This is a genomic window from Amycolatopsis sp. NPDC051758 (assembly GCF_044453095.1).
Taxonomy (GTDB): domain Bacteria; phylum Actinomycetota; class Actinomycetes; order Mycobacteriales; family Pseudonocardiaceae; genus Amycolatopsis.
Window position 1 is genome coordinate 462,856 of the sequence record NZ_JBITCJ010000007.1, and the last position, 24,633, is coordinate 487,488.

Sequence of the window (24,633 nt, forward strand, 5' to 3'; positions counted from 1 at the left end):
GCGGCTGGAGTTAAAACGTTTCAATGGAGCGTGATATGTGACTGTAATGAGCAGAACACATGTTGGCAATACTCCACCGGGGCGCATGGCCGGTGAATCGGTTCGCCGTCGAAGGCTGATTCCTAAATCGTTTTAGGCCGGTCGGAGGCGGGGTCCGCGCCGAACCGGAACGTTGACGAAACGGGGGAGCGGGTTGCATAGTGCCTTCTGGTAACGCTCACATCTTCTGGTCCCGCTTTGGAGGCTTTTATGTCTCAGCGTCGAGACAACAATAATGTTAGCGCTAACAGTCGATCAAGGTTCTTCGGTGTGCTGGCCGGCATCGCGGCGCTCGTGCTCGCGAGCCTCACGACCGCGACGACGGCGTCGGCCGCGGCCTCGCTGCCGTGCGACATCTACGGCGCGGCGGGCACCCCGTGCGTCGCCGCGCACAGCACCACGCGCGCCCTCTACGCCGCGTACAACGGCCCGCTCTACCAGGTTCAGCGGGCCTCCGACGCCGCGCGCACCAATATCGGCCTGCTGACGGCCGGCGGTTACGCCAACGCCGCCGCCCAGGACTCCTTCTGCGCCGGGACGACCTGCCTGATCACCGAGCTCTACGACCAGTCGCCGCGGCACAACGACCTGACGATCGAGGGGCCCGGCGGCGCGGGCGGACAGGACACCGGCGTGCCCGCGGACGCCCTGCCGGTGACGGCGGGCGGCCACCAGGTCTACGGCGCCTCGTTCTCCGGCCGGATGGGCTACCGGGACAACACGACCTCCGGCGTCGCGACGAACGGCCGGCCCGAAGGCATGTACATGATCACCTCCGGCACCCACGTCAACGGCGCCTGCTGCTTCGACTACGGCAACGCCGAGACGAACAACCAGGACACCGGCAACGGCCACATGGACGCCCTCAACTTCGGCACCGAATGCTGGTTCCAGCCCTGCCACGGCGCCGGTCCCTGGGTGCAGGCCGACCTGGAGAACGGGCTGTTCCAGTCGAGCGCCGGCGGGAGCCAGAACACCGCCAACACCGGGATCACCGCCCCGTTCGTCACGGCCCTGCTGAAGAACAACGGCCAGAACTTCTTCGCGCTCAAGGACGGCAACGCCCAGTCCGGCGGGCTCCGGACGACCTACGCCGGCCCCGAGCCGACGCTGGGCGGGTATTCGCCGATGCACCAGGAGGGCGCGATCGTCCTGGGCACCGGCGGGGACAACAGCAACGGCTCGATCGGGTCGTTCTTCGAAGGGGTGATGACCGCCGGGCTGCCGACCGACGCGGCGGACAACGCGGTCCAGGCGAACGTCGTGTCGGTCGGCTACGGCGGCCCGACCGGCAGCACCGGCTCGCTGAACCCGGCCTCGGAGATCTCCGTCCGCGCGACCACCGCGTGTTGCACCGGTGACTACATCCGCCACCAGAACAACAACACGGTGATCTCGCCCGTGGCGTCCGGGAGCTCCACTTTGGACAAGGGGGACGCCACCTGGGTCATCCGCCGGGGCCTCGCCGACGCGTCCTGCGTGTCGTTCGAGTCGCGCAACTACCCCGGGGACTTCCTGCGCCACTTCAACTTCCAGGTGCTGCGGCAGCCGATGGACGGCAGCGCCGCGTTCCGCGCCGACGCGACGTTCTGCCCGGTCGCCGGGAAGAACGGGCAGGGCACGTCGTTCCGGTCCTACAACTACGCCGGCAAGTACCTGCGGCACTACAACAACACCGTCTACATCGCCGACACCAGCGGCGCCCACGCCTGGGACGCCGCGGCGTCGTACAACGACGACGTCAGCTGGGTCGTCGGTCAGCCCTGGGCGCCCTGACGGCGGCGCCGGAGCCGGATCACCACGAAGACGGCTCCGGCACCCAGCAGGACCAGGACGACCGGTAGCGCGGTAGGCAGCCACGGCCAGGCCCGGCCTTCGAACACCACCCCGTCGGTGGGCAGCTCCAGCGCCTTCGCCGTCCAGCGCGCCGTCGCGACGTCGGTGCTGCGCGAAAGCTCGCTCACCGCGGTGTCGTAGGCGAAGCCGGGCCGGTCGTGGACGTACTCCGCGGCCGGCCCGCCGGGCGGCGGGGTGACCCCGCGCGTCGCGCCCGGGACGAGCAGCCGATCGAGGTCCGCGCCGGCGAGGCTCGTCCGCGGCAGGAACGTGAGCCCGTGCCGCGACCGGATCGGGGCTCCGTCGGCGCTGACGGCGATCGTGCGGGAGGACAGCGACTGGCCCTGGGTGTCGAACACCGACGCGAGCTCGAGCTCGCCGACGCCGTTCGCCAGCAGCACGCCGATCTCGTCGGGGTTCCAGCGGAAGCCGGCGTTGACGATCGCCACCGCGTCCGGCATCGACGCCGCGGGTGTCACCGGCACGGTGGTGCCGTAGTGCCGCCAGCCGATCGTCGTCGCGACGGCGGCCGCCACCGGCTGCCCGGCCAGCCGCTCGACCCAGTGCAGGGTGCCGTCGATGCCGGAGAGGATCCCGGCGGTGGTGACGACGTCACCGTCGTCGACGAACCGCTGCCCGCGCACCCAGTGCACGGCCGGGTACTCGGCGGCCCAGGTGTCGACCTTGAGCCAGTGCGCGGTTGCGGGCCGGCCGTCGAGCAGGCCGGCGGAGGCGAGCACACCACCGCCGTTGCAGACGCCCAGCAGCTTCGCGCCGTGGGCGGCCTGGGCCCGCAGCCACGCGGTTGCGACGTCGGTGCTGGGCTCGCCGACGTCCGGCAGCGCGGGCGTGACCACGAGGTCCGGCGCCTTCGGGCCGAGCCGGCCGGCGAGGTCGTCGAAGGTCAGGTCCGGCAGCAGGTCGAGGCCGCCGGTCAGCGGCTTCGGCTCGTGGTCCGGCGCGACGGTGTAGACGTTGAACCGGCCGGTCGAGGCGAGGATCTCGTACGGCGCGAGCACGTCGGAGACGACGGCCCCGCGAGCGCCGATGACGACCACCGCGGTCGGCTTGGCCGGGTCGTGCGGGGGCGGTGCGGCGACGGGGGCCGGCCGCGATGGGCCGGGGGCGTAGAGCGCGCCGAACGCGCTCAGCGCGGAGACCGTCGCGCCGGCTCCGGGGACCACCAGCACGGCGACCACCGCGGCGAGGACCAGTGCGATGCGCTTCAGCGCGGTACGCACGTCAGTGCCAGTACTCGGCGCGGCGCCACACCATGGCGGCCAGCATCAACGGGAACATGATCACGTGCCCGGCGACCATCAGGGTCGTGCCGGAGATCGCGCCGAGCCAGTACGGCACCAGCAGCGCCACGAACGGCAGGTACATCGCCGCGGACATCTCGGCGATCCGCGGCCACGAGTGCCGTCGCAGCGCCATCACGAGCACCATCGCGACGGTCATGTTCGTGGCCATCACGATCGCGTCGACGTCGGGGCGCTCGAGCCAGGCGGCCGGCCACAGCGCGCCGAGCGCCATCATGCCGACGATCATCGCGACGACCATCTCGACGTAGTGCCCGGCGAACCGGGCGAGCTTGCGGGCGGTGGTCCGGGGTGGGGCGGTGGTGGTCATCTCGGGTTCCCTCCAGTGCGGTTTCGCTCCGGACGAGAATCGCCGGTCCGGGCCCCGCTGCCAGGTGCCGGAAGTCACGGCCGGGGTCACGTGACCGGCTCAGAGCAGCCCGAGGTCCCTTGCGCGCAGCGCGGCCTGGGTGCGGTCGCGGGCGCCGAGCTTGCCCAGGAGGTTCGTGACGTGGTTCTTCACGGTGCCTTCGGCGAGGAACAACGTCGAGGCGATCTCGCGGTTGCTGCGGCCGTCCGCGAGCAGGCGAAGCACTTCGAGCTCGCGCTCCGACAGCGGCACGACCAGTGGCTGCGGACGAGGCTCGGCCGGGTCGGACAGCTGCGCGAAGCGGGCGACGACCTTCGCCGCGACTGAGGGCTGCAGCACCGACTCGCCCCGGGCGGCGGCCAGCACCGCCTCGACCAGCCGCGCCGAGGAGACGTCCTTGAGCAGGTAGCCGACGGCGCCCGCGCGCAGGGCGGCGAAGACGTCTTCGTCGTCGTCGAAGGTGGTCAGCGCGATGACCCGGACGCCGGGGTGTTCGAGCCGCAGGCGCTTCGTCGCGGCGACCCCGTCGAGCACGGGCATGCGCAGGTCCATCAGCACGACTTCGGGCGCGAGCTCGGCGGCCCGGGCCAGGGCTTCTTCCCCGTTCCCCGCCTCGCCGACGATGGTGATGCCCTCGTTGGTGGCCAGCAGCGTGCCGAGGGCTTCGCGGAAGAGGGCCTGGTCGTCGACCAGCAGGACGCGGACCGGGGTCATCCCGGGACCTCCATGGATAGGGCGCTGCCCCGGCCGGGAGCCGAGGTGAAGTCGAGGGAGCCGCCGAGGTGCTCGGCGCGTTCCCGGAGGCCGAGCAGGCCGAAGCCGGGGGACGCGGCGCCTTCGGTGCCGGCGCCGTTGTCACGGACTTCGACCCGGACCGTCGACTCCGCGAAGTCCAGCACGACGTCGGCCCGGCCGGCGGCCGCGTGCTTGCGGACGTTCGTCAGGCCTTCCTGCGCCGCCCGGTAGAGGGCTTCGCGCTGCTCGTCCGGCAGCTCCCGTTCGGTGCCCGACACCGTCAGCTCGGCCGGGACGCCGGCCGCCGAAGTCTCGGCGGCCAGGGCTTCGAGCGCCTCCGGCAAGGGCGGCGTCGTCCGCGGTTCGCGCAGGGCCTTCACCGAACGGCGCACTTCGGCCAGGGCGTTCTCGGCCTGCTCCTGCGCCTTGGCGAGCACCTCGTCGGCCTTGCCGGGATCGGTCGGCAGCACCGCCCGCGCCGCCTTGACCTGCATCTGGACGACGGTGAGCGAGTGCCCGAGCCCGTCGTGGATGTCCCGCGCGACGCGGTTGCGCTCCTGCGCCGTCGCGAGCCGCTCGGCCTGGGTCGCGTAGTCGCGCAGCTTCTCGTGCGCCTCGGCAAGCTCGCCGCGGGACCGCTGCTCCCGCAGGAGCAGCTCCGTGACGACGGCCGCGAAGAACACCGACACGAGCGTGCCGAGACCTTCGCGCAGGCCTTCGCCCAGCGACATCCCGAGGTGCACGAGCGGCACCACGGCGATGACCAGCGCGATCGCCGGCAGCGGCAGCCGCAGCACCACGCACTGGCTGACCAGCACCACGAGGAACAGCGTCGCCCCGACCCCGGCGTTGATCGTGAAGATCACGAAGGCCAGCGGCAGCTGGACGGCGACGTAGGCGGCCGACCAGGCCGGCCGGTGCCGGTCGAGGACCCAGCCGAAGCCGAGGGTGGCGAGCGCGGTGAAGACGGCGCCGAGCACGAGGGAGAGCACGGGCTCCCCGGAACCGAGGACCCCGAGCACAACGGAGAGGAAGGCGCCGCAGGTCAGCACCCCGAGGGCCCGGTTCATGCGGTCATGCTGGGGCGTCCGGCGCCCGTGGTCAACCACTACTGGCAAAAGGAAAGCGCTTCCCCGCTCACGCGGCCCCCGGAGCCGGGCCCGGTTAGGGTTGACCGGACGGCGAAGCCGAGACGGGAGTCCGACATCGATGTCAGTCCTTTGGGGCGTGTCCTTCGACGCCACTCCGCTGTCCGGGGTCGTGGTCGAATTCCTCAAGACAGCGCGCCGGCCGGCCCTGCGCGGGCTGCGCGTCCACCTCGACCTCGGGTACGACATCAAGGCCGACAAGGGCGCCTTCTTCCGGCCCTACCGCGACGAAGCCGGTCTGCTGCCGGAGTGGGTCACGCTCGACCGCGTCGAGGACGTCGACCGGATCGAGGGTTACCACGGCGAGTTCGCCGAACGGGTGCTCGCGCAGGTCGTCCAGCGCGGCGACGAGACCCTGCGGCCGGAGATCGACCGGATCGCCGCTGCGCTGGCCGATCGGATCGTCGCCACCTGGGAACGCCTCGGCGTGACCATGGTGATGGTCGAGAACGGGACCCTGCCGGAGAACATCACCTACACCGAAGCGCTCTACCTCGCGATCGACCGCTACGGCGCCCGCCACCGGCTCGGCCGGTTCGTGTTCTGGCGCGACCACGACCTGATGTGGCAGAGCGAGCCGGGGATCGCCAAGTACGGGCAGTTCCCGTACCCCGGGGTGCCCGCGCCGCGGAACTCCCCGCACATCCACTACTTCGCCCTGCACGAAGAAGCGCGGGCGCGGACGCTCGAGTGGGTGCCGGACCTGCGGAACATCGACGTCCTGCCCAACGCCTTCACCATCGCCCCCGCCCGCGTCGACCACCGCAACGCGGCCTTCCGGCGCGACCACGGCATTCCCGGCGGTGTCCCGCTGCTCGCCCGGATCACGCGGATCATCCCGCAGAAGCGCATCGACCGGGACCTCCACCTGCTCGCGCTGCTGCCGGACGCCTGGCTGTTCGTCGCGGGTGACGTCGCCGAGGCGCCCGCCGAGCACGTCCGGCTCGCCGAACTGGCGGACCGCCTCGGCGTGCGTGACCGCGTTGTCTTCGGCGGCTGGCTGACGCCGTACGACACCGCCGTCCCCGGCCGCTACTCCGTGCGGGACCTCCTCGCGCACACGACGGTGGTGCTGTTCCTGACCTCCTACGACTACGAGAGCTACGGCAACCCGGTCAGCGAAGCGATCGCCTCCGGGACGCCGTACGTGACGAGCGGGTACGAGCTGTACGACGTCGTCTACGGCAGCAAGGGGTTCCGGGCGCCGGTGCTCGACATCCGGACCCGCGACCTGCCGGACGCGGCGTTCGCTCGCGAAGTCGCCGAGCTGATCACCGACGAAGGGAAACGGGCGGAAGTGGTGCGGGCGAACTCCGAACTCGGGCAGGCGCGGTTCGGCACCCGGGTCGTCGACGACCTGGTGGACCGGCTGTACCCGCCGCCGATGGGCGCCGGCACGCGGCTGAGCGTCGTGCTGCCGGTGTACAACGAGGCCGCGAACCTGCCGGAGGTGCTGCGGACGCTGCACGACCAGCGTGACGGCGACGCGCCGCTGGACAAGAACCGGTACGAGGTCGTCCTGGTCGACAACAACTCGACGGACGACACCGTGGCCATCGCGCACGCCTTCGCGGCGGCGCACCCGGACCTGGCGCTGCACGTGATCGCCGAGCCCGAGCAGGGTGTCTCGTGCGCGCGGCGGGCGGGCATGGACTTCGCCGCGGCGCGCAGCCGGAACCGGCCCGACACCGACCCGGGGGAGCGGTTCTACCTCGTGTCCGCCGACGCGGACTGCCGGGTCGACGCGCACTGGCTGAGCGAGCTGTTCGCCGCGATGGAGACGAGCAAGGCCGCGATCGGCGTCTGCGACTACTACTACGACGCCGCGCACTTCACCGGCCGGCCGCGGCTGTGGGACGCGATCCAGCGGACACTGCGGTGCCGCGCCGTCACGTTCGCGCTCTTCGGCGGTTTCCCCGACGGCAAGGGTTTCGCCGTCGAGCGTGACGCCTACGAGCGCGCCGGCGGGATCGAGATCTTCTACCAGCTGCAGGACGGGAAGTTCGTCAACCACCTGTCCGACGACTGGGACTTCGGGATCAAGGTCGCCAGCGGCGGCGACGCGATCACCTACGCGCCGCGTTCGCGGGTCGAGATCAACCCGCGCCGGGTCGACCACGCCATCGACGAGGTCATCGCGGGCCGTGCCTACGGCTCGGACGGCATCATCGTCATGCGCGACATCCGGCCGTCGGTGCCGACGACCGCCGTCGACCTCACTGAGGCCGAGGCGAAGCAGGCGTGGGAGTTCTCGATCAAGGACTTCACGCCGAAGAACACCATCCTGCCGGTGCTGCTGACACCCACGCTGCTGGAGGACGACGCCGTCATCGGGTTCTTCGGCGCCGACCTCGCTGCCCGGCTGGCGCGCCGGATCGCCGAGATCCGCGACGAGATGCGCGTTGTCGACTTCACGCCGATCCACGCGTATAAGACACCGTCGTACCGGCTGTACCTCGAATTCGCCGACGAGCTGTTCGCGTGCCTGCGCAAGCACGTCGGCGAGGACATCGGTCAGCCGCCACCGCTGCCGCCGTGCCTGGCGGAGATCCCGCAGGAACGCTTCGCCGAATTCGTCCACTACTACTGCGAAGACCGGGAATCCGGCGAAGCCCACAACTACTTCGGCAACGGAGGGGTGTTCTGATGACGCTCGCTTACGAAGCGGCGATCGGCTCGCTGCACGGCATCAACCCCGCGTGGCCGCGGCCGGCCGTGCTCGACGTCCTCGAAGCGCCGGAGAACCGGCACCTGCTCGATTTTGTGCAGGAGGACCCGTTCGGGGCGCACGTGTTCCCGGGCAACGTCCCGGGCACTCCCGAGGACTTCCTCCGCGACCTCGACGCTCAACTGGCTTCGGCGGGCCCGATCCACCTCTGGTCCTACATCCCGACGTGCGCCTACCGCTGCCGGTTCTGCCAGTACCCGGTGGTGCTGGTCAAGGGCAAACCCGAAGTGCAGTACGAAAAGGCGAAGCACTGGGTCGACCTGAACATCGCCGAAGCCCGGATGTGGCTCGACACCGTGCCGCACCTGGCCGGCGCCGAAGTGGGGGAGTTCAACGTCTTCGGCGGCACGCCGTCGCTGCTGCCGGAGCCGGAGATCCGCCGCCTGCTGGACTTCTACCGGGAGAACTTCGGCTTCACCGCCGACACGACGATCCGCTTCGAAGGTGACCCGAGCACGTTCACCCCGGCCAAGCTCGACCTGCTGCGGGACCTGGGCTGCACCAAGCTGTCCAGCGGTGTCCAGTCCTTCGACGACCACGTGCTGGAACTGTGCGGGCGTGAGCACAGCGCGCAGATGTGCGTCGACTTCGTGCGGAACGCGCAGCGGGCCGGGTTCGACTGGGTCAGCATCGACCTGATGTACGGCCTGCTCGACCAGACCCTCGACAGCGTCCGCCGCGACCTGGACGTCGTGCTGGAGAACGAGGTCACGGCGGTGGTGTGCACGAAGCTGCACCTGGCGTCCTACAGCGACACCCGCACCGGCGTCACCGGCGAGAAGCCGGCCGCGTGGCAGCTGCCGTCCTACCGGGACAAGCTGGTGCGCGACGGCCACCGCTGGCCGACGCTCGGTGAGCAGTACCAGATGCGGGAGCTGCTCACCGACGGCCTGCGCGCGGCCGGGTACACCGAGCACCCGACGATGTACTTCGCGCGTGACGGCCTCGGGCCGGAGAAGTGGAAGTCCATCATGGTCGACCAGGACAAGCAGGAGGCCGAGGTGGCGATCGGGCTGGGCGGCAGCTCGAGCTGCCGCGCGTCGGAGGCGATCACCGACGTCAACTCGAAGCGCTACATCGAAACCGTGGAGGCGGGCCGGATCCCGCTCGGGTCGGCGACGCGGTTCACGCCCGAAGCGCAGGAGGCACGGGCGGTGAAGATGGCGCTGACGACGTTGCAGCCGTTGCGGGATTCCCTGCACACCGCGCGGTTCCCCGGGCGTTCGCTGTTCGCCGAGCCGTGGCTCGGGAAGTTCCGCTCGCTGGCCTCGCGGGGCCTCGTCGAGCTGCGGCCGGACGACGGCGTGATCGAACTGACCCGGGAGGGCGAAGTGCTGGTGGAAGCCATCATCACCACCGAGCTCTGAAGACCAAGATCACTACATCGGGTGACAGAAGGCTCGCGGGGAGCGATCAAGGCAGGCAGCATGGGCTTCGGACGTGCCCGTACCGAGATCGGAGCCCCGATGAGCCGAACCGTTGCCGGACACGACGATCGGCGGTGGCCGGCGAGGCTCGCCGGAGCGGGTGTGCTGGCCGCGCTCGCGACCGCGGTCGTCGCCGTGCCGGCCGAAGCCGCACCCGACTACTCGCTGGCCGACACGAACTTCGCGGGCTCCCAGATCGCCGCGCACGAAGGCGTGCAGGGGAGTGCCCGCGCCGACGCAGCCGGGCAGACGCTCGGGCACGACGTCAGCGGGCACCAGGGCCCGGTGGACTGGCCCGCCGCGGCCGCTGCCGGCGCGAAGTTCACCTACGTCAAGGCGACCGAGGGCACCGGGTTCCAGAACCCGCAGTTCGCCGGCCAGTACGACGGCGCCCACGCGGCGGGCCTGATCCGCGGGGCGTACCACTTCGCCCGGCCGGACGTCTCCGGCGGCGCGGAGCAGGCGGAGTACTTCATCACCCACGGCGGCGGCTGGCGCGCGGACGGCAAGACCCTGCCGGGCGCACTGGACATCGAGTACAACCCGTACGGCGACGCCTGTTACGGCAAGAGCCCGGCCGACATGACCGCGTGGATCACGGACTTCACGCGCACGTACCTGGCGAAGGCCAAGCGCAGCGCGCTGATCTACACGAGCACGTCGTGGTGGAAGGCGTGCACCGGCAACACCGACCGGTTCGGCAACACCGATCCGCTGTGGCTGGCGCGGTACGGCCCGGAGGTCGGCGAGCTGCCGGCGGGCTGGGACAAGCAGAGCATCTGGCAGTTCGCCCGCGGCGGCGGCCTGCCGGGGGACCAGAACTACTACAACGGGCCGATGGGCCGGGTGGAGGCGCTGGCGGCGGGCCAGCAGGCCTAACGCCGCCAGCCGGAAAGGTCCGGCCACGGCGGCCGGCGGAGCACGGCGAGGGTGCCGAGCGTCGCGGCCACGAGCCCGGTGGTGACGGCCAGCACCGCGACGAGGGTGGCGTCGACCGCCGGCTCCCACTTGGCCTGGCCTTCGCGGATCGCGAACACCCCGGGCGGCCGGCTGACCGTGATGACGGTGGTGCCGTCCGGCGTCTCGTACGGTTCGCCGAAGAGCCTCGGTGCGGGTTCGCCCGGTCGCGGCAGGCCTCGAAGTGTCATTTCACCGATCGAACTCCAAACCGCCGTGGTTGACAAGATCGGACAAGACCCCCTCGGCGTCCTTGTCGCCCTGTGACCGGCTCCCTACGATCGGTCAGAAGCGGTGACGACGGTGTCACCCCGGGTGTCCTTTGTGGACGAGGGAGGCGCCGTGCGCCGGATCGCCCTGCTGATCGCGGTTTCCGTGGCCGCGGCCGTCGTAGTATCCGCGCCGGGCGCCGCCGGGGCCCGGCCGGCGTGGTTCACCTCGTGGGCCCAGTCGCAAGACGGCCGGGCGGACACGCCGGTCACCAGCCAGTCGCTGCGGATGATCACCCACCTCAGCCAGGGCGGCGACGCGGTGCGCGTCCGGTTCCAGAACACCTTCGGCACCGGCCCGCTGACCATCGGGCACGCCACGGCCGGCCCCGGCGCGGACGGCGCGGCCGTGACCATGACGCGTGACCTGACCTTCGCCGGCCGGCCCGCGGTCACGATCCCCGCCGGCGGTGAGGTCTGGAGCGACGAGACCAGGCTCGCGACGCGCCCGGACACGAACCTCGCCGTCAGCATGTCGGTCGAAGGCACCGCCGTCCCGGGCCGGCACGGCGCGGGCCTGCGGGACAACTACCTCACCGCGCCGGGGTCGGGCGACCACACGACCGACGTCTCGGGCGCGGCCTTCTCTTCGACGGTGGGCTCGACCTACGTGGTCAGCGCCGTCGACGTGCACAACACGGCGTTGAAGGGCACGGTCGTCCCGTTCGGCAGCTCGGTCGTCGACGGCATCGGCAGCACCAACTGCGGCCCCGGCTGCACCCAGCTCGGCGCGGACCGGCGTTGGACCGACGACCTCGCCCGCCGGATCGTCGCCGCTTCGGCCCCGCTCGCCGTCGCCAACGCCGGCGTCTCGGGCACCACCAGCGCGAAGACGTGCCCGAGCTCGCCGCCGGCCATCACCGGGCTGGACGCGGCCAGCCGCCTCGACCGCGATGTCCTGGCGCTGCACGGCGTCACCTCGGTGATCTACTACTACGGGACCAACGACCTCGCATTCGGCTGCGACGCGACCGCGATCCTCGACAGCTACCGGGCGGTGTTCCAGCGGTTGCGCGCGGCCGGGATCGCCGTCTACGTCACGCCGAGCACGCCACGGCCGGGGTACGGCGACCAGGCCAACCTGGACCGGCACGAGATCGCGCTGTTCGTCCAGCGGTGGAACACCTGTGGTGGGCTGTGTTCCGGGGTGGTGGACTTCGACGAGGTGCTCAAGGATCCGCTGAAGCCGAACAGCATTCTCCCGGCCTACGACAACGGCGACGGGATCCACGCCAACGCTGCCGGCCAGCAGGCGCTCGCCGACTTCGTCTCGCTGCCGATGCTCGCTCGCTGACCCCGATCGGGGCCGGTTCTTCACACGATGGCGTGACCGGGCGAGTCGGAACGGCAGGATTGTGCCCGCGGGTCCGCAAAGTACGTCCGGTGATGAACACCTCGATGGACGACGCCGGGTGCTGCCTGCTGTCGGTGGCCTGGAACGTCGCCCCGCTGACGGAAGGCAAACCGGAGTCCCGCCGCGGCGACCTCCGGCGCACCTTGGTGGCCGTGTGCCGCACGGCCGGGCACGGCGCCCGGGACTGGGCCGCGCGGCACGGAACCGGCGCCGAGACCGAATACCGGCCGTTCCTGCAGCTGGCCGACGTCGCCTACGAGATCGCCACGCTCCTGTTGGTGGTGGAGGACTTCCTGGTCCCGGACCTCGAACGGGAACACCGCCGCTGGGCGGAGATCGAAGAGCTGACGGCCCGGCTCACCGAGCTCGCCGGTTGGACATCGGCGTTTCTGGGTGCGGATCGGGAGTTGTCAGGGACCGCCTGACGCTCGTAAGGTGCCTCCTGACAAGGGAGGCAGCCGTGGTGACCACTGTGATCGCTCGTTGTTCGTTCTGCGGGAAGCCCAACACCGACGTCGAGGTGCTGGTCAGCGGCCCGGGTGTGCTCATCTGCGACGGTTGTGTGCAGCTGTGCGTTTCCGTGATCGAGGGCAAGCCGGCATCGGCGCCGCACATCGCGCCGTGGGAGCACGACCTCCCGCTCGAGCAGGTGCTGTCGAACCTGCGCCCGGTCGCAGCCGCGAGTGCGCAGGTGCAGGAGAACCTGGCCGCGTGGGTCGGGAAAGCGCGTTCGCTGGGCGGCACGTGGGCGCAGATCGGCGAGGCTCTGGGGATGACCAGGCAGTCGGCGTGGGAGCGCTTCGGTTCGGCTACGGCTTAACGCCGACGCCGGCGTAGAGGCCGTCCTCTTCGGGATCCACCACAGCCGCCAACCGGTCCGGCCGCCAGTTCGCCGAGGTGGTCAAGCCCGGTTCGACAAGCTCGAAGCCCTCGAAGAGGGCCAGCACCTCGGAGCGCGACCGCGGGTAGATGTGGTCCTGCGTGGACTTCATCGTTTCGGCGACCCGCGGATCCCGCAGCACGGCGAAGTCGTTGGTCAGGTGGGTGAGCGCGAGGTGGCTCCCGGGCGCGAGCGCGTCCCGGTAGGCGGCGAACACCCCGCGGACGTCCGGCTCGGGCGGCAGGTAGTGCCCGAGCGTGATGGCCAGCAGCCCGACGGGTTTCCCGAGGTCGAGGAGCCGCGCGACGGGCTCGGACGCCAGCACGGCGGCGGGGTCGGTGGCGTCGGCTTCGAGCGCGGAAGCGTGGCGGTTGCCCTTGAGCAGCATGAGACTGTGCGCCACGGCAACGGGTTCGTGGTCGACGTAGACGACTTTGGCCGCGGGATCGACGTCCTGCGCGACTTCGTGCACGTTGCCGACGGTCGGGATCCCGGACCCGAGGTCGAGGAACTGCCGGATACCCTGGTCGAGCAGGAACCGCACCACCCGCCGCAGGAACGCACGGTTGCGCCGCGCCACGGTGGCGACCTGGGGCTGGATGGCTTCGAGCCGCTGCGCGACATCCCGATCGGCGGCGAGGTTGTGCGCCCCGCCGAGCAGGTAGTCGTAGATGCGGGCGGCACTGGGCCGGGAGATGTCGGCCCCGGGCGGGATCCAGTCCACGCCTTCCTGATCGGTCACGTCGTCCCCCTACGCTTGACGGCGCGGCCCACCATAGCGGGTCGCGCCTTCCCGGGGATCGGTGTTGAAGGATTCAGGTCAGTCGCGGCCGGACAGGCGTGCGCCGTCCGCGGAACTCGCCGTCTCGGTCGTCCTCGACGATCCAGCCGAGCCGCTCGTCGGCCCAGGCAGGAGCACTCGGTCACTGGTCCAGATTTCGGGTCCGGAACTGGCACGCGTTTTCGGTCGGAAGGCTCCTAGCGTGGCGTCATGGACGCCGAACCCGCTCGCACCCGCGGCCCACGTCGTCTGGATCACCAACCGCCGCCGTATTCCGTCCCAGTTAAGAAAGGCAGTCCCATGCACGTGTTCGTCGCCGGCGCCACGGGAGTCCTCGGCAGGGCAGTAACGGCCCGCCTGCTCGCGGCCGGTCACCAGGTGACCGGCACCACCCGCACCGGCTCGTCTTCGTTGCGCTCCTGGGGCGCCACGCCGGTGCAGCTGGACGTGTTCGACGCGGAGGCGGTCAAGCAGGCGGTGGCCTCGGCCGCCCCGGACGCGATCATCCACGAGCTGACGGCGTTGCGAGGCGGAACCTCCGCGGACAACGCAAGAATCCGCCGGATCGGCACCCGTAACCTCGTCGACGCGGCCCTGCTGGCGGCGGTGCCGCGGATGGTCTCGCAGTCGGTGGCGTGGGCCTACGCGCTAGGCGATTCCCCAGCCTCAGAGGACGTCCCTCTGGATCTCTCGGCTCCCTCACCCCGCGCAACAACGGTCGGCGGCGTCGCCGCCTTGGAGTCCGCGACTTCCGAGGTGCCGTCTCACGTGGTGCTGCGCTACGGCCTCTTGTACGGCCCCGGAACGTGGTACCACCGAGAGGGTTTGATCTCCGAAGTGCTGCGCGCCGGCGCTTCCCATCCGGCGGCCCCGGTCCTGGGAGCTGTCGCGGCCAACGATGCGATGTCGTCCTTCATCCATCTCGAGGACGCGGCGGCTGCGACTGTTTCGGCGCTGGAGTGGCCATCGGGTGCGGTGAACATCGTGGACGACGAGCCGGCCGCCGCCCGCGACTGGCTCCCAGCGATAGCTGCGGCAGTAGGAGCGCCGGTTCCTCCAGGAGGTTCCGGGCGTCAGGGGTGGCAGCGGGGAGCGTCCAACGGTCTGGCCCGCTTACTGGGCTGGAGGCCGCAGCACCCAAGCTGGCGCACGGGGTTCTTCCTGCGATGACCTCAGCGTCGCTTTGAGATACCGAGGGATCAAGACGGAGCCGTAGCTGGCCTGGGCATGAAAAAGGCCACCTCTACCTGGGTAGAGATGGCCTGTCCGTCGGGCTGACAGGATTCGAACCTGCGACCCCTTGCTCTAATCGAGAAGCGGCTGGGCCTCTTGCGGGGCGTTGGATATGCCGTTTGACCTGGACCGATGTCGGTTGTCGTCGGCCGTTGTGGGGCTTCGTTCGGTCCTGCGGTATGGCATGGATGTGACATGTGAGGTCCCCGGCTGTGGTCAAGGCCAACTGGATCGACGGGTGTTGCGCTGGGCGCTGGTTGGACGGTGTGGCGATACCCTATAGAGTACGTCGGTCAGAGTTGCCTCATGATCAGGAGTCCACTTGCTGCCGCCGACCGATCAGGGGCATCTGCGAAAGTATCTTGCGACGCTCGGAGTGGCAGTTGTTGTTGCTTCGATTGCCGTTGGCGGCTTCATTCTTCAAATGCAGAACGATCTACTTGTTGAACAGAAGAAAATCAATGAGTCGAGCGAAGTTGGACGACTCGCCTTAGATAAAAAACAGCACATTATCCTCTTCTTATTTCAGTGGTCACCTTTTGTTCTTGGAGCACTTGCCCTACTGGGTGTTGGGTTAGCGGGTTTCGGCTTGAAAGGCTGGTCCAGGAAGCAAAAAGTCATTGACCGGAAAGAAGAGAGTGAAGCTGCAAAGGTTCAAGTTGAGCTTGAAGGCCTACGTGCCTCTGAGCAGTTGAAAGCTGTGGAACGAGAGCGTGCTGTCGAAGCTGCCCTAAAAGAGTCGGCGAGGGAGGAGTCGGAAAGCGCATCGGGTGCACCTGAGTACGAACCTATCACGCGCCCTGAGGGTGTCGACGATGCTCAATCCGAAGTGGAATCGCCGCCTGGGTCTGGTGCTGGCGAGAGTCCGGCTCCGGAAGACCGCTCAACTTCGACGACTGCGCCTTCGTCGAAGAGCTCCGTATCCAGGGTTGATGCTCGCAATGAGATAATGATGCTGGAGACTACTTTTATTCAGAAACTTTCAGCGCTTTTCGGTGAGAATAACGTGGTCAATGGCGCTCAGATCTTGCCTGTCGGGCGAGATGCTGACGAGGCGGGGATTTATATCGATGCGGTTGCGGTCGACCCGGCCTCGCAACAAGGTTTTGCGCTAGAGCTCAAGTCACTTCGCTCCACGACTCCTGTTCGTTACTATCACGCGCTTATTCAGTGCGTACTTGCTGCCCGTAGCCTTCGGGGTCACGATATGTTTTCGGCTAAGTCATTTAAGCCAGTCTTGATTATTGTCATCGAGGACGACGAGATTGGAATGGAGCGAATTGGTCGCTTTCGTCATCAACTCGGCAGGGTGGCTGATTTGTTCCAGGAAACACCAAAAATCTTGATTTATACTCGCGAAGAATTTATGACGCTGGAAAGTCATCGACTTCTTTACGGTCTGGCATAAAGGTTCCAAAAACTAGTGGGTGGCCTTTCGGCATCTCGTCGACCTGGCGCAGCCCGATCACGCTGTGTCAAGGGGGCTCTTTTAGCTCGACTGCCGCGTGCCTGCTCGGCTGCCCCCTTGACGCGGCGTGATAGCCCTCCGGGAGGTCGTCGAGATGCCGTTTGGCCGCACACGGACGCAACCGCCGCGCCCGAGTCGGCCATCTCGGAGACCTGCCCGTCCGGCGAGGACACTCCGTTCTTCTTGAGCTGCGGCCCTCGGTACAGCCGCCGGACGGTCGCGTGGGTGCCGGAGGCGGGCCCCGCGCGTGCCGGCCGATAGCGGCGCGGCCCCGGAGGGGCCGCCTTGAACAAGAAAAGAAACTCTGAACACAGTGGCCACCGAGGACTACACGCGGAGGTCGACCGCGACGACGGTCTTGTCGTCATGCCGCTTAGCGCGGGGGAGTTCGACACCGTCAGGATCGGCTTCGTCCTCCCAGGACTGGCAGCGCTCAAGGATGGCTGCGAGCTCAGGGCCGTCCGCTTGGGACAGTTTCGGCCAGTCGTCGATACCGAGGTGGGTCATCACGTCGTGGGCACCATCGGTCGCAAGGATTGCCCACGGTACGTCTTCGATAGGGAAGATTGCCGTCACAGCGTGGATCGCAGCTTCCGGATTGGCCTCTGCGATCCAGTAACCGCCGTTTGTGTTCCGCTGGGCCGCCTGCTGGGTTTGGAGTTCGCGCAGCAGGTGCCGATGGGCTTCGTCGTAGCCGGTTCCGGATGCAAGCCGCTCGCGGTACTTCCGCCGCTGTTCAAGGTCGAGGTCATCGATCCTCTGATCGGTGATGATCTGCCCGGGGAGGATGATCACGCTGTCCCCGAGTGCGAGCGCGTCTACCTGGTCACCCCGCCGGCGGAGGATCACCACCGTGCTCGACGGCGAGTTCCCGGGTTCGAGTGCGAGTGCTCGCGCTGTTGCGTCGATCGCGTCGCGCACTACGGCGCGGAGGTCGGCGTTTGGCTCACCCAGCAAGCCGTCGGCGATGTGCTGCCCGAGATCGGCGGCATAGGTGGATGCGGGGACGGGCACCGGTCGGAACGCGGATGCGCCGTCCAAGACGATGACAGCGTTGGGCGTGAGAAAGATCTTGTCATCGCTGGCGTCGATGTGGGGTAGCTGCGCGGTGGCCACGTGCATCCGGCTCACCACCGGAACGGGCCAGCGGCGAGTTCGCTCCCGGTGATCGTGAGTCCGTCGTATGTGGATCGAACGATCAGGGAACACTCCTGCTCGCGGGTGTCGCTGAACAGCTCGGCGAGGTGGCCAGTCAGGTAGTGCGCGGCACCGAGTGAGCCGATGCCGTGGATGCCGGCGATGTGCACGACGGTTCGCCCTCCGACCCGGTGGCGGGCGACGTAGGCGATGTCGGTTGATTTGGCTGGGGCATCGTCGGCGGGGGAGCTGTACCGCTCGCCGCTCTGCTCGTGCTGGATCCACCAACGGCCGCTGTCCTTGATCATACTGAGGACGGGGTCGCGCTCCATGAGGTTCGCGGCGACCGGGGCCGACTTCGGACCGCAGACGACGATGGCGTCACCGTCCGGGAGAGCCTCGCGGTCCGGTTCGATCTGGAATCGGGTGACGGCCAGCGAGAGGCTCTCGACGAGTCGTTCGAGCCGTTCGCCGGTCTGCGCGTCTTCCGCAGCGATGAGCGGGCGTTCTCGGTCGGTCGTCTGGTAGCGCCAGGGGACTCCGATCGCCACCGGTCCGACGCCAAAGAACGCGCGCTCGGGTCCGGGAGCCGTTGACCGGATCTGTGTCACTCGGCCCTTGGTGATCCCGAGAGCTGCCGCGATCTCGGTGTAGCTCATGCCGCGAAGCCGGTGGGCCTCCTCGATGGCCTCCTTGCGGAGCCGGGCAAGCTCGGTCGCGCGCTGCTGGTAGACGACGAGCAGCGATGACGCGCGCTGCCCTCGCCGGATCGGGTCCGGGTCGCTGCGGACTCTTTCGAACTCGCTCTCGGCCTCCATGGATCGAAAGTTTAGACCCCCTTGACACCTGACGCGAGGGCGGCGTACCTTCGTGTTTAGACCCCCTCAACGATGACCGACAACAGCTTGCCTTCGGTGTTTAGGGGGCCTACACCGAAGGGCTTGACCAGGAGGTTTGGACATGCAGGACATCCCGTTCGTCAGCTCGGGCTACCGGTTCATGGTCACCGAAGCCCCGACGATGAAGATGCGCGAAGTCAAGGGGGAGCTGACCCCGGCGACAGACCGGGACGGCGTGCCCGCGTTCGTGGTGATGCTGTTCGCGAAGCCGCGTCCGGTGGAGGGACGCCGCCCGGGCAAGGGCGAAGAGATCAAGGTGACGCTTGCGACGGACCCGGGGGAGGGGTTCGAGGAAGGCTCCTACGTGGAGCTGATCGACCCGGTGTTGAACACGTGGCAGACGACGGGAGATGACGGCCGGATCACCGGCTCGGGTCTGTGGTTCAAGGCGATGGGTCTCAAGCCCGCCGGAGCGGGTGCTGCGCAGCGCGCCGCCTGATTCCGGCCTCATGACCGGTGGGTGACCGGTTCGCGCGGCCACCTCCCCGGCCGTTGCGTCATCACCACCCTGGAGCCCTTCCCAAGTCGGTTGGCCGCCCGTTTTCGAGTCGGGCAAGGGCACTTCTCGTTCCTTGACAAATACAGAGTGGGCCGATCCATGCCTAAATCCGCGCCATTTGTGGTGGCGCGCATTGACCTCCGGTGCAGTTCATCCGGAGGTCTTTGGGTTTTACCAGAATTCGGGACTTTGACACTTAAGTGTCAAAACGCGGAGGTGGCTACGCGATGGTGGACACGACGGAATGCGTGACCGCGCGGTTGGTGTCGGCGTTCGACACGACGTGGGCAGCGATCCGCGACCAGCACCCGGACGTTCCGGCTGTGGTGATCACGATCGGGTCCGGCACCCTCGGGTCCCGGCGCGGCGAAACCAGGCTGGGGCACTTCGCGGCCGGCCGCTGGCAGGTCGGCGACACCGACCGGGTCCCCGAGCTGTTCGTCTCAGGCGAGGGCCTCCAGCGGGCCGCCGAAGAGGTGCTCGGGACGCTGCTGCACGAGGCAGCACACGGGATCGCGCACACGCGGGAGGTCAAGGACACCTCGCGGCAGGGCCGCTACCACAACAAGCGGTTCAAGGCCCTGGGCGAGGAGCTCGGGTTGATCCTGGAGGAGGACCCGCGCATCGGCTGGAGCGTCACTTGCGTGCCGACGAAGACGTCCAACCGCTACCGGCGCGAAGTGGAGTTGATCAAGGCCGCCCTGGTGGCGTTCCGGCACGCCGAAGTGATCGCCCCGGGCAAGGCGCGCAGCAGCAACCTCGCGGTGGCCTCCTGCGACTGCGACCGCAAGATCCGGGTCGCGAAAAGCACGCTCGCCGAAGCGCCGATTCTCTGCGGGCGCTGCGGAGTCGAGTTCACGGCAGAAGACGACGAATAAATCGAGTTCGAGCGGAAGGAGTAGGCGAATGGGTGGGATGAATGCGGTTCGGGGTGGGTTGTCGTCGTATGACCCGCACGGCCCGAAGCGGGGCTCCTGAAACCAACCACGTCTGTTCGGCAAGTTTCTGGCTGTCACCGACACGGATTGCCACGTGCACCGTGTGCGGCGCTCAGTGGCCAATGTGAGGAGGAGAACGGTGTTGACGTACTTGATTTGGCTCGTGCTGGTGGGGCTGCTGATCGTAGCGGCCCCGGTGTTCGGGGTGCTCGCGCTGGTCTCGGGGCTGGCGTTGGCGTGGCGGGCCGGCCGGTGAGCCGCCCGGTGAAGGTCGGCGTGGTGATCCGCATGCTCGCCGCTCGGCTGGAGCGGGAACGGACCGCCGCGTTGGCGGAGCCGACGGAGAACCTGGCGTGGCAGTCGGGGTTCTGCGATGGCCTGGAGCACGCACGACACGTGATTCGGAACGGGGGCTGAGATGCCGGAAATCCTGGCGATCATCACGGCGGCGAACGAGGCGTACCGCGCGTTCGTGGCCACCAGCCCGGATCGAGAGATCAAGGTCGCGGTCGGAAACGCGGTGCGGTTCCTCGCGGCAGACCTGACTTCGGCGGCCGGCCTGGTCGCCACAACACGCGAAGGGTAAAGGCGAGATGGACCACAGGACGAACTCGGCTGAGGTGATGTGCGTGCTGGTCGCGTTGTGTAAGGCGAGTGACGCGCTTGACGCATCCGATGCCAGTAGCAAGGTCAAGGCGAAAGTGGACGCGTTGCTGAACCCGGTAAAGATCGAGCTGTCCGGGCTGATCTGGGGCGTCTACAACCAGCCGGAAGGGTGGTAAGGGCAATGCAGATCAAGGCATTCAACCGGCGGGCACAGGAGCGCTACGCCACGTTCGTGAACACTCTCGACCTGACCGCCGAGGTCCTCGCCGAGGTCGACAAGCTGATCGACCGCTACGACGACGCCGCGCCGGGCGAGTCCTGGACCATCGCGACCCAGGACGAACTGAGGTCGATGCGCACCAAGGCGTTCGACGACCTCGACCGGCTGCGCGTGCTCGGCAAGAAGCACGAAGCCGAGCTGATCTCCCGAGACTGGAGGTTCTGACATGGCACACCAGGTCGACCGGGTCGTTGAAGACCTCGCCACGACGCTCACCCAGGTCAAAGAGTCGATGCGCGGAATGCCGTTGCACAAGAACGGCTTCAAGGCCGCGCACGACCGCATGGCCCGCTCGATGGGCACGCTGGCCACCGAGCTGACCGACGCCCGCACGGCGATCACGTCCTGAACCACAACCACACATGATCCGTTGCGCACGAGACCGGCCCCGCCACCTCCCATCACGGGACGCGGGGCCGGTCTCGTGCTGTTCGAGAGGACCACCAACCATGAACACCCCCAAGTCGTCCCGCAAGGCCGGGACCGAATTCCGCGCGCTGAAGTGGCTGTTTCGCCACCCCACCGCCACCGTGGCACCGGCCGGCGTCCTCGCCTCCGGGATCGAGCTGGGCTGGAGCGTCACCGGCGGCATCACCGGCGGCACGGCCGGCGCGCTGACGTGCTGGTACCGCGCGCACCCGGACACCTTCGACCACTACGCGGCTCCCCGGCTGCGGGCCTGGCGTCGCCGCTGGTCGGCCTACTTCGGACCGCGGTTCATACGGGCGCTGCGGGCGTGCGACATGTACGTCACCGACCGCAAGACCGGCGAGGACTTGTTCCCGCGGATCACCCGGCTGCGGTCCTACTCCCCGTCGGTGGACGTGGTCACGCTGGCGCTGGCTCGGGGGCAGGGGCGCCGCTCGATCGAGGAGAACCTCGAGCGACTTGCCGACACGCTGAAGGTGCAGCGGATCGCGTTCGAGCACCCGAAGCCCGGCTACGTCGCGCTGGTCATCGAACGGTCGGAGCCGTTCACCGAGACCATCCCGGCCCCGGAGATGCCCGAGGAGTCCCACGCGGTCGACCTGGACGACATCTACGTCGGCGACACCGAGTACGGCACGGACTGGCGACTGCGGACCCGGACGCACCTGTTCGTGGCCGGCGCGACCGGAGCGGGCAAGAACTCGATCATCCTGTCCGAGCTGCGCGCGCTGGCTCCGCTGATCCGGGACGGGCTGGTCCGGCTGTGGATCTGCGACCCCAAGCAGCTCGAGTTCCGCAAGTTCGGTGACGCGGACGTGGCCTACCGCTACGCCGACACCGAGGAGACCTGCGCGGACCTGGTGGAGGAGTACATCGCGGACCTGCGCAGTGTGCAGCAGTCCTTCGCCGCCACCGGCCGCCGCAAGATCGAGGTCTCCCGCGAGACCCCACTGAACCTGCTGATCATCGACGAGATCGGCGCGCTGCTGGCCTACGGCGACGGCGCGATCGCCCGGAACCTGCGGAAGCAGCTCGCGATCGTCGGCTCTCAGGGCCGCGCCACCGGGCACTTCATGCGCGCGCTGGTGCAGGAGCCGACCAAGGACGTCGTCCCGGTCCGGGAGCTGTTCCCAACCCGGGTATGTCTGCGGGTCACGGCGCAGTCGCATGTGGACATGGTCCTGGGAGACGGCGCTCGGCTGCGGGGCGCACTGGCCGACGAGATCCCGAACGTTCCGGACACCGCTGGCATCGGGTTCGTGATCCGGCAGCGCACCCGCGTCCCGCAGCGCGTCCGCGCCGCCTACGTCGACGACCGCGAGATCGACGAGCTGATCGCGTTCATCCGCTCTGGCCGCCCGATGGCCGGGCTCACGGTGGTGGCCTGATGACCGCGGTCGTTTTCCCGGCGGTCGTGCACGCGCCGCACTACGAAGTGCTCGTGCGGGACCGACGGGGCTGGCCCGAGCAAACCAACCAGCGGCTGTACCGGTACCTGCCGGACGCCCAACGAGCGCTCGTGCACGTGCCGCTGCCGGGTGATTTCGGTGCCCGGATCGTGGAGTACGACACCGCCTACTACACCCGCTGCGTGGTCTGCGGCGAGTTCCCGGACCGGGACGAGTGGTGCTTCTCCGACTGGCAAGGCGTCGTGCAGTACCTGGCCCCGGAGCCCGGCTGGATGTGCACCTCCGAGCAGCTCGTCTTCTGCCCGAACCACCGCCCAGAAAGGGAGGACTGACCATGTGGCGTCTCGGTTTCTACGTGTGGCGAGCCTGGCTCTACGCCAAGTACGGTGTTCCGGCCGCGCTCGCACTCTGGCTGATCTACCTCGCACAGGGCTGGTCCGTGCTGTTCTGGATCGTCGCGGCGGTGTTCGCCCTCGTCGGGCTCGGGATGGTGCTCGGAGTCACCGAGTTCCGCAACCGCGAGTTCGGCGACATCGGACGCGAGCGCATCCGATGACCCGCCGCACCGATCCCGGACAGCTCGGCCTATTCGGCACCCCCACCCCTGCGCCGCCACCGGCTCCCGGCCGCGCCTGCCCACCGGCCCGAGGACGCCGTAAGACACTCGGGACGCCCGGCAACCCGCTCGTCGCCAAGGACGTGCTCGCGGAAGTCCACGACGGCCGATTCGGGCTGCTGGACGACACCGACCGCGTGATGGTCCTCGACGGCGAGGGCCACTGCCGGGCCGCCCAGGACGACGACATCGTCATGCACCTGATGTCCATCGGCTACATCGAACGCAGCCCAGCCCGCGAAACGATCTCCTGCCTACACGGCGTCGTCCGCAAACCCGTGCTGCCACTGCGGTTGACCCGACGCGGCCGGGACATGCTCCAGCGCTGGTCCAACCTCACACCTCTTGGAGGCACCTCGTGACCGACACGAACGCGAACATGCGGAAGCTCCGCGATCTCCAGGAGGAGTTCCTCGACACCTGCGTCAAAGGCGAAGAGGCGACCGACCAAGGGCACTCGACGTTCCTACGACTGTCCGAACTGGCCGACGAGATCGCCACCATCCACGAGGAAGAGGCCGCTGAGTTCCGGCGACTCGCCGGCCTCGCCCTCGACGGGGCGATGTTCCCGAAGCGCTAACCGTTCCGAAAGGAGACTCATCATGTCCACTGCGGACAGTGCGAACAAGGCTCGTCGGCTGGTGGACATCGTGCGTGTCCTGGTCGCCGTGGTCCTGGGCAGCATCGGCGCGGCAGCCGGGTTCACCCACACTCACGACTGGGCCATCCATCACGGACAGCTCGGTTGGATCGCCTGGGCCGACGCCGTGGTGATCGAGGGCATCGTCATCGTCGCCGGGTTCGAGATCCAGCGCGACCACCGCGCCGGCGGGACACGCAAGCTCACCTTTCCCATGGTGGTGCTCGTGGCCGGGTTCGGGGTGCAGATGGCCGCTCAAGTCGCGCTCGCCGAACCCACCCCGGCCGGCTGGCTCGTCGCCGCGATGCCGGCACTCGGGTTCCTCGTGGTCGTCAAGCTCCTCATGCGCCGCACCCCGGCCCCTGAGACCCCAGCGACCCCCGAGGCTGCTCCGACTCCCGAGGCAGTCAACGTGACTGCATCGCGGACCGACCTAGTCGCACCACCGGCACCGGCCACCGTGGCCGCCCCGGCCCGGCCCCGGCTCAAGCTACCCGCCGAGCTGACCAGCCGAATCAACACCGTCGCCCAGACCGCCCGCAACGAAGGGCGCGAGCTGACCATCGAGGAGATCCGCCGCGTCGTGCGCATCCCCGAACCGATGGCCGCCCAGATCCTGCACGACCTCACCACCACCTGACCGTCCCGAAAGGA

At 68.7% G+C, this 24,633-nt stretch carries 29 protein-coding genes; 21 read left to right on the forward strand and 8 right to left on the reverse strand.

What is annotated here, in order from left to right; all coding sequences use genetic code 11:
* The first annotated feature begins 249 nt into the window (after positions 1–249).
* Positions 250–1,815, forward strand: coding sequence for an alpha-L-arabinofuranosidase B (locus ACIA5G_RS32470; protein WP_395930103.1), 1,566 nt, complete (start codon positions 250–252; stop codon positions 1,813–1,815).
* On the opposite strand, the gene ACIA5G_RS32475 is transcribed toward ACIA5G_RS32470, so the two are convergent.
* The 4 genes from ACIA5G_RS32475 to ACIA5G_RS32490 all read right to left on the reverse strand — a co-directional run bounded on the left by ACIA5G_RS32475 (position 1,797) and on the right by ACIA5G_RS32490 (position 5,351).
* Positions 1,797–3,116, reverse strand: coding sequence for a DJ-1/PfpI family protein (locus tag ACIA5G_RS32475; RefSeq protein ID WP_395930105.1), 1,320 nt, complete (start codon positions 3,114–3,116; stop codon positions 1,797–1,799). The genes ACIA5G_RS32470 and ACIA5G_RS32475 overlap by 19 nt on opposite strands.
* A gap of 1 nt (position 3,117) precedes the next feature.
* Entirely contained in the window at positions 3,118–3,507 is a 390-nt protein-coding gene (locus ACIA5G_RS32480) for a hypothetical protein (RefSeq protein WP_395930107.1), read from the reverse strand.
* A gap of 99 nt (positions 3,508–3,606) precedes the next feature.
* Positions 3,607–4,260, reverse strand: coding sequence for a response regulator (locus ACIA5G_RS32485; protein ID WP_395930109.1), 654 nt, complete (start codon positions 4,258–4,260; stop codon positions 3,607–3,609).
* On the reverse strand, positions 4,257–5,351 hold the full coding sequence (locus ACIA5G_RS32490) for a sensor histidine kinase (RefSeq protein ID WP_395930111.1): 1,095 nt from the start codon (positions 5,349–5,351) through the stop codon (positions 4,257–4,259). Before ACIA5G_RS32490 ends, ACIA5G_RS32485 begins: the two co-directional genes overlap by 4 nt.
* A gap of 139 nt (positions 5,352–5,490) precedes the next feature.
* On the opposite strand from ACIA5G_RS32490, the gene ACIA5G_RS32495 reads away from it, so the two are divergent.
* The 3 genes from ACIA5G_RS32495 to ACIA5G_RS32505 all read left to right on the forward strand — a co-directional run bounded on the left by ACIA5G_RS32495 (position 5,491) and on the right by ACIA5G_RS32505 (position 10,463).
* The gene (locus ACIA5G_RS32495) at positions 5,491–8,076 is read left to right on the forward strand and encodes a glycosyltransferase (RefSeq protein WP_395930113.1); all 2,586 of its coding nucleotides are present in this window, start codon (positions 5,491–5,493) and stop codon (positions 8,074–8,076) included.
* Positions 8,076–9,524 (forward strand): radical SAM protein, encoded by a 1,449-nt coding sequence (locus ACIA5G_RS32500; protein WP_395930115.1) that lies wholly within the window; start codon positions 8,076–8,078, stop codon positions 9,522–9,524. Before ACIA5G_RS32495 ends, ACIA5G_RS32500 begins: the two co-directional genes overlap by 1 nt.
* A 99-nt stretch (positions 9,525–9,623) precedes the next feature.
* Positions 9,624–10,463: a GH25 family lysozyme gene (locus tag ACIA5G_RS32505; protein WP_395930117.1), complete on the forward strand. Its 840-nt coding sequence runs from the start codon at positions 9,624–9,626 to the stop codon at positions 10,461–10,463.
* On the opposite strand, the gene ACIA5G_RS32510 is transcribed toward ACIA5G_RS32505, so the two are convergent.
* The gene (locus ACIA5G_RS32510) at positions 10,460–10,732 is read right to left on the reverse strand and encodes a hypothetical protein (RefSeq protein ID WP_395930119.1); all 273 of its coding nucleotides are present in this window, start codon (positions 10,730–10,732) and stop codon (positions 10,460–10,462) included. The two genes, ACIA5G_RS32505 and ACIA5G_RS32510, sit on opposite strands and share 4 nt — an antisense overlap.
* Before the next feature lie 151 nt (positions 10,733–10,883).
* Between ACIA5G_RS32510 and ACIA5G_RS32515 the strand changes: the two genes are divergently transcribed.
* The 3 genes from ACIA5G_RS32515 to ACIA5G_RS32525 all read left to right on the forward strand — a co-directional run bounded on the left by ACIA5G_RS32515 (position 10,884) and on the right by ACIA5G_RS32525 (position 12,984).
* The gene (locus ACIA5G_RS32515) at positions 10,884–12,104 is read left to right on the forward strand and encodes a GDSL-type esterase/lipase family protein (protein ID WP_395930121.1); all 1,221 of its coding nucleotides are present in this window, start codon (positions 10,884–10,886) and stop codon (positions 12,102–12,104) included.
* Between the two features lie 92 nt (positions 12,105–12,196).
* Entirely contained in the window at positions 12,197–12,589 is a 393-nt protein-coding gene (locus tag ACIA5G_RS32520; RefSeq protein ID WP_395930342.1) for a hypothetical protein, read from the forward strand.
* A 47-nt stretch (positions 12,590–12,636) separates the two neighbouring features.
* Complete coding sequence (locus ACIA5G_RS32525) at positions 12,637–12,984, forward strand: ClpX C4-type zinc finger protein (RefSeq protein WP_395930344.1); 348 nt, start codon at positions 12,637–12,639, stop codon at positions 12,982–12,984.
* Here the strand turns inward: ACIA5G_RS32525 and ACIA5G_RS32530 are convergent.
* Positions 12,974–13,786, reverse strand: a complete 813-nt coding sequence (locus ACIA5G_RS32530) for an SAM-dependent methyltransferase (protein ID WP_395930123.1) — start codon at positions 13,784–13,786, stop codon at positions 12,974–12,976. The two genes, ACIA5G_RS32525 and ACIA5G_RS32530, sit on opposite strands and share 11 nt — an antisense overlap.
* A 339-nt stretch (positions 13,787–14,125) precedes the next feature.
* Here ACIA5G_RS32530 and ACIA5G_RS32535 point away from each other — a divergent pair, with 339 nt between their 5' ends.
* Together ACIA5G_RS32535 and ACIA5G_RS32540 are read left to right on the forward strand one after the other, a co-directional pair.
* Complete coding sequence (locus ACIA5G_RS32535) at positions 14,126–14,995, forward strand: NAD-dependent epimerase/dehydratase family protein (protein WP_395930125.1); 870 nt, start codon at positions 14,126–14,128, stop codon at positions 14,993–14,995.
* Positions 14,996–15,380: 385 nt separating this feature from the next.
* Positions 15,381–16,466: a hypothetical protein gene (locus ACIA5G_RS32540; RefSeq protein WP_395930127.1), complete on the forward strand. Its 1,086-nt coding sequence runs from the start codon at positions 15,381–15,383 to the stop codon at positions 16,464–16,466.
* Positions 16,467–16,853: 387 nt separating this feature from the next.
* On the opposite strand, the gene ACIA5G_RS32545 is transcribed toward ACIA5G_RS32540, so the two are convergent.
* Complete coding sequence (locus tag ACIA5G_RS32545; protein ID WP_395930129.1) at positions 16,854–17,648, reverse strand: hypothetical protein; 795 nt, start codon at positions 17,646–17,648, stop codon at positions 16,854–16,856.
* A gap of 5 nt (positions 17,649–17,653) precedes the next feature.
* Complete coding sequence (locus tag ACIA5G_RS32550) at positions 17,654–18,322, reverse strand: hypothetical protein (RefSeq protein ID WP_395930131.1); 669 nt, start codon at positions 18,320–18,322, stop codon at positions 17,654–17,656.
* A gap of 301 nt (positions 18,323–18,623) precedes the next feature.
* On the opposite strand from ACIA5G_RS32550, the gene ACIA5G_RS32555 reads away from it, so the two are divergent.
* The 12 genes from ACIA5G_RS32555 to ACIA5G_RS32610 all read left to right on the forward strand — a co-directional run bounded on the left by ACIA5G_RS32555 (position 18,624) and on the right by ACIA5G_RS32610 (position 24,619).
* On the forward strand, positions 18,624–19,001 hold the full coding sequence (locus tag ACIA5G_RS32555) for a hypothetical protein (RefSeq protein ID WP_395930133.1): 378 nt from the start codon (positions 18,624–18,626) through the stop codon (positions 18,999–19,001).
* A gap of 287 nt (positions 19,002–19,288) precedes the next feature.
* The gene (locus tag ACIA5G_RS32560) at positions 19,289–19,939 is read left to right on the forward strand and encodes a hypothetical protein (RefSeq protein ID WP_395930135.1); all 651 of its coding nucleotides are present in this window, start codon (positions 19,289–19,291) and stop codon (positions 19,937–19,939) included.
* Positions 19,940–20,417: 478 nt separating this feature from the next.
* Positions 20,418–20,585: a hypothetical protein gene (locus ACIA5G_RS32565; RefSeq protein ID WP_395930137.1), complete on the forward strand. Its 168-nt coding sequence runs from the start codon at positions 20,418–20,420 to the stop codon at positions 20,583–20,585.
* A gap of 43 nt (positions 20,586–20,628) precedes the next feature.
* Positions 20,629–20,781, forward strand: a complete 153-nt coding sequence (locus ACIA5G_RS32570; protein WP_395930140.1) for a hypothetical protein — start codon at positions 20,629–20,631, stop codon at positions 20,779–20,781.
* Positions 20,782–20,786: 5 nt separating this feature from the next.
* Entirely contained in the window at positions 20,787–21,050 is a 264-nt protein-coding gene (locus tag ACIA5G_RS32575) for a hypothetical protein (protein WP_395930142.1), read from the forward strand.
* A 1-nt stretch (position 21,051) separates the two neighbouring features.
* Positions 21,052–21,234: a hypothetical protein gene (locus tag ACIA5G_RS32580; RefSeq protein ID WP_395930144.1), complete on the forward strand. Its 183-nt coding sequence runs from the start codon at positions 21,052–21,054 to the stop codon at positions 21,232–21,234.
* Between the two features lie 100 nt (positions 21,235–21,334).
* Complete coding sequence (locus ACIA5G_RS32585; protein ID WP_395930146.1) at positions 21,335–22,702, forward strand: FtsK/SpoIIIE domain-containing protein; 1,368 nt, start codon at positions 21,335–21,337, stop codon at positions 22,700–22,702.
* Positions 22,702–23,055, forward strand: coding sequence for a hypothetical protein (locus ACIA5G_RS32590; protein WP_395930148.1), 354 nt, complete (start codon positions 22,702–22,704; stop codon positions 23,053–23,055). The genes ACIA5G_RS32585 and ACIA5G_RS32590 overlap by 1 nt, the downstream gene beginning before the upstream one ends.
* A 2-nt stretch (positions 23,056–23,057) precedes the next feature.
* Entirely contained in the window at positions 23,058–23,279 is a 222-nt protein-coding gene (locus tag ACIA5G_RS32595) for a hypothetical protein (RefSeq protein ID WP_395930150.1), read from the forward strand.
* Positions 23,276–23,701: a hypothetical protein gene (locus tag ACIA5G_RS32600; protein WP_395930152.1), complete on the forward strand. Its 426-nt coding sequence runs from the start codon at positions 23,276–23,278 to the stop codon at positions 23,699–23,701. Before ACIA5G_RS32595 ends, ACIA5G_RS32600 begins: the two co-directional genes overlap by 4 nt.
* Positions 23,698–23,919 (forward strand): hypothetical protein, encoded by a 222-nt coding sequence (locus ACIA5G_RS32605; protein WP_395930154.1) that lies wholly within the window; start codon positions 23,698–23,700, stop codon positions 23,917–23,919. The genes ACIA5G_RS32600 and ACIA5G_RS32605 overlap by 4 nt, the downstream gene beginning before the upstream one ends.
* A 22-nt stretch (positions 23,920–23,941) precedes the next feature.
* Positions 23,942–24,619, forward strand: a complete 678-nt coding sequence (locus tag ACIA5G_RS32610; RefSeq protein WP_395930156.1) for a DUF2637 domain-containing protein — start codon at positions 23,942–23,944, stop codon at positions 24,617–24,619.
* Positions 24,620–24,633: the final 14 nt, after the last annotated feature.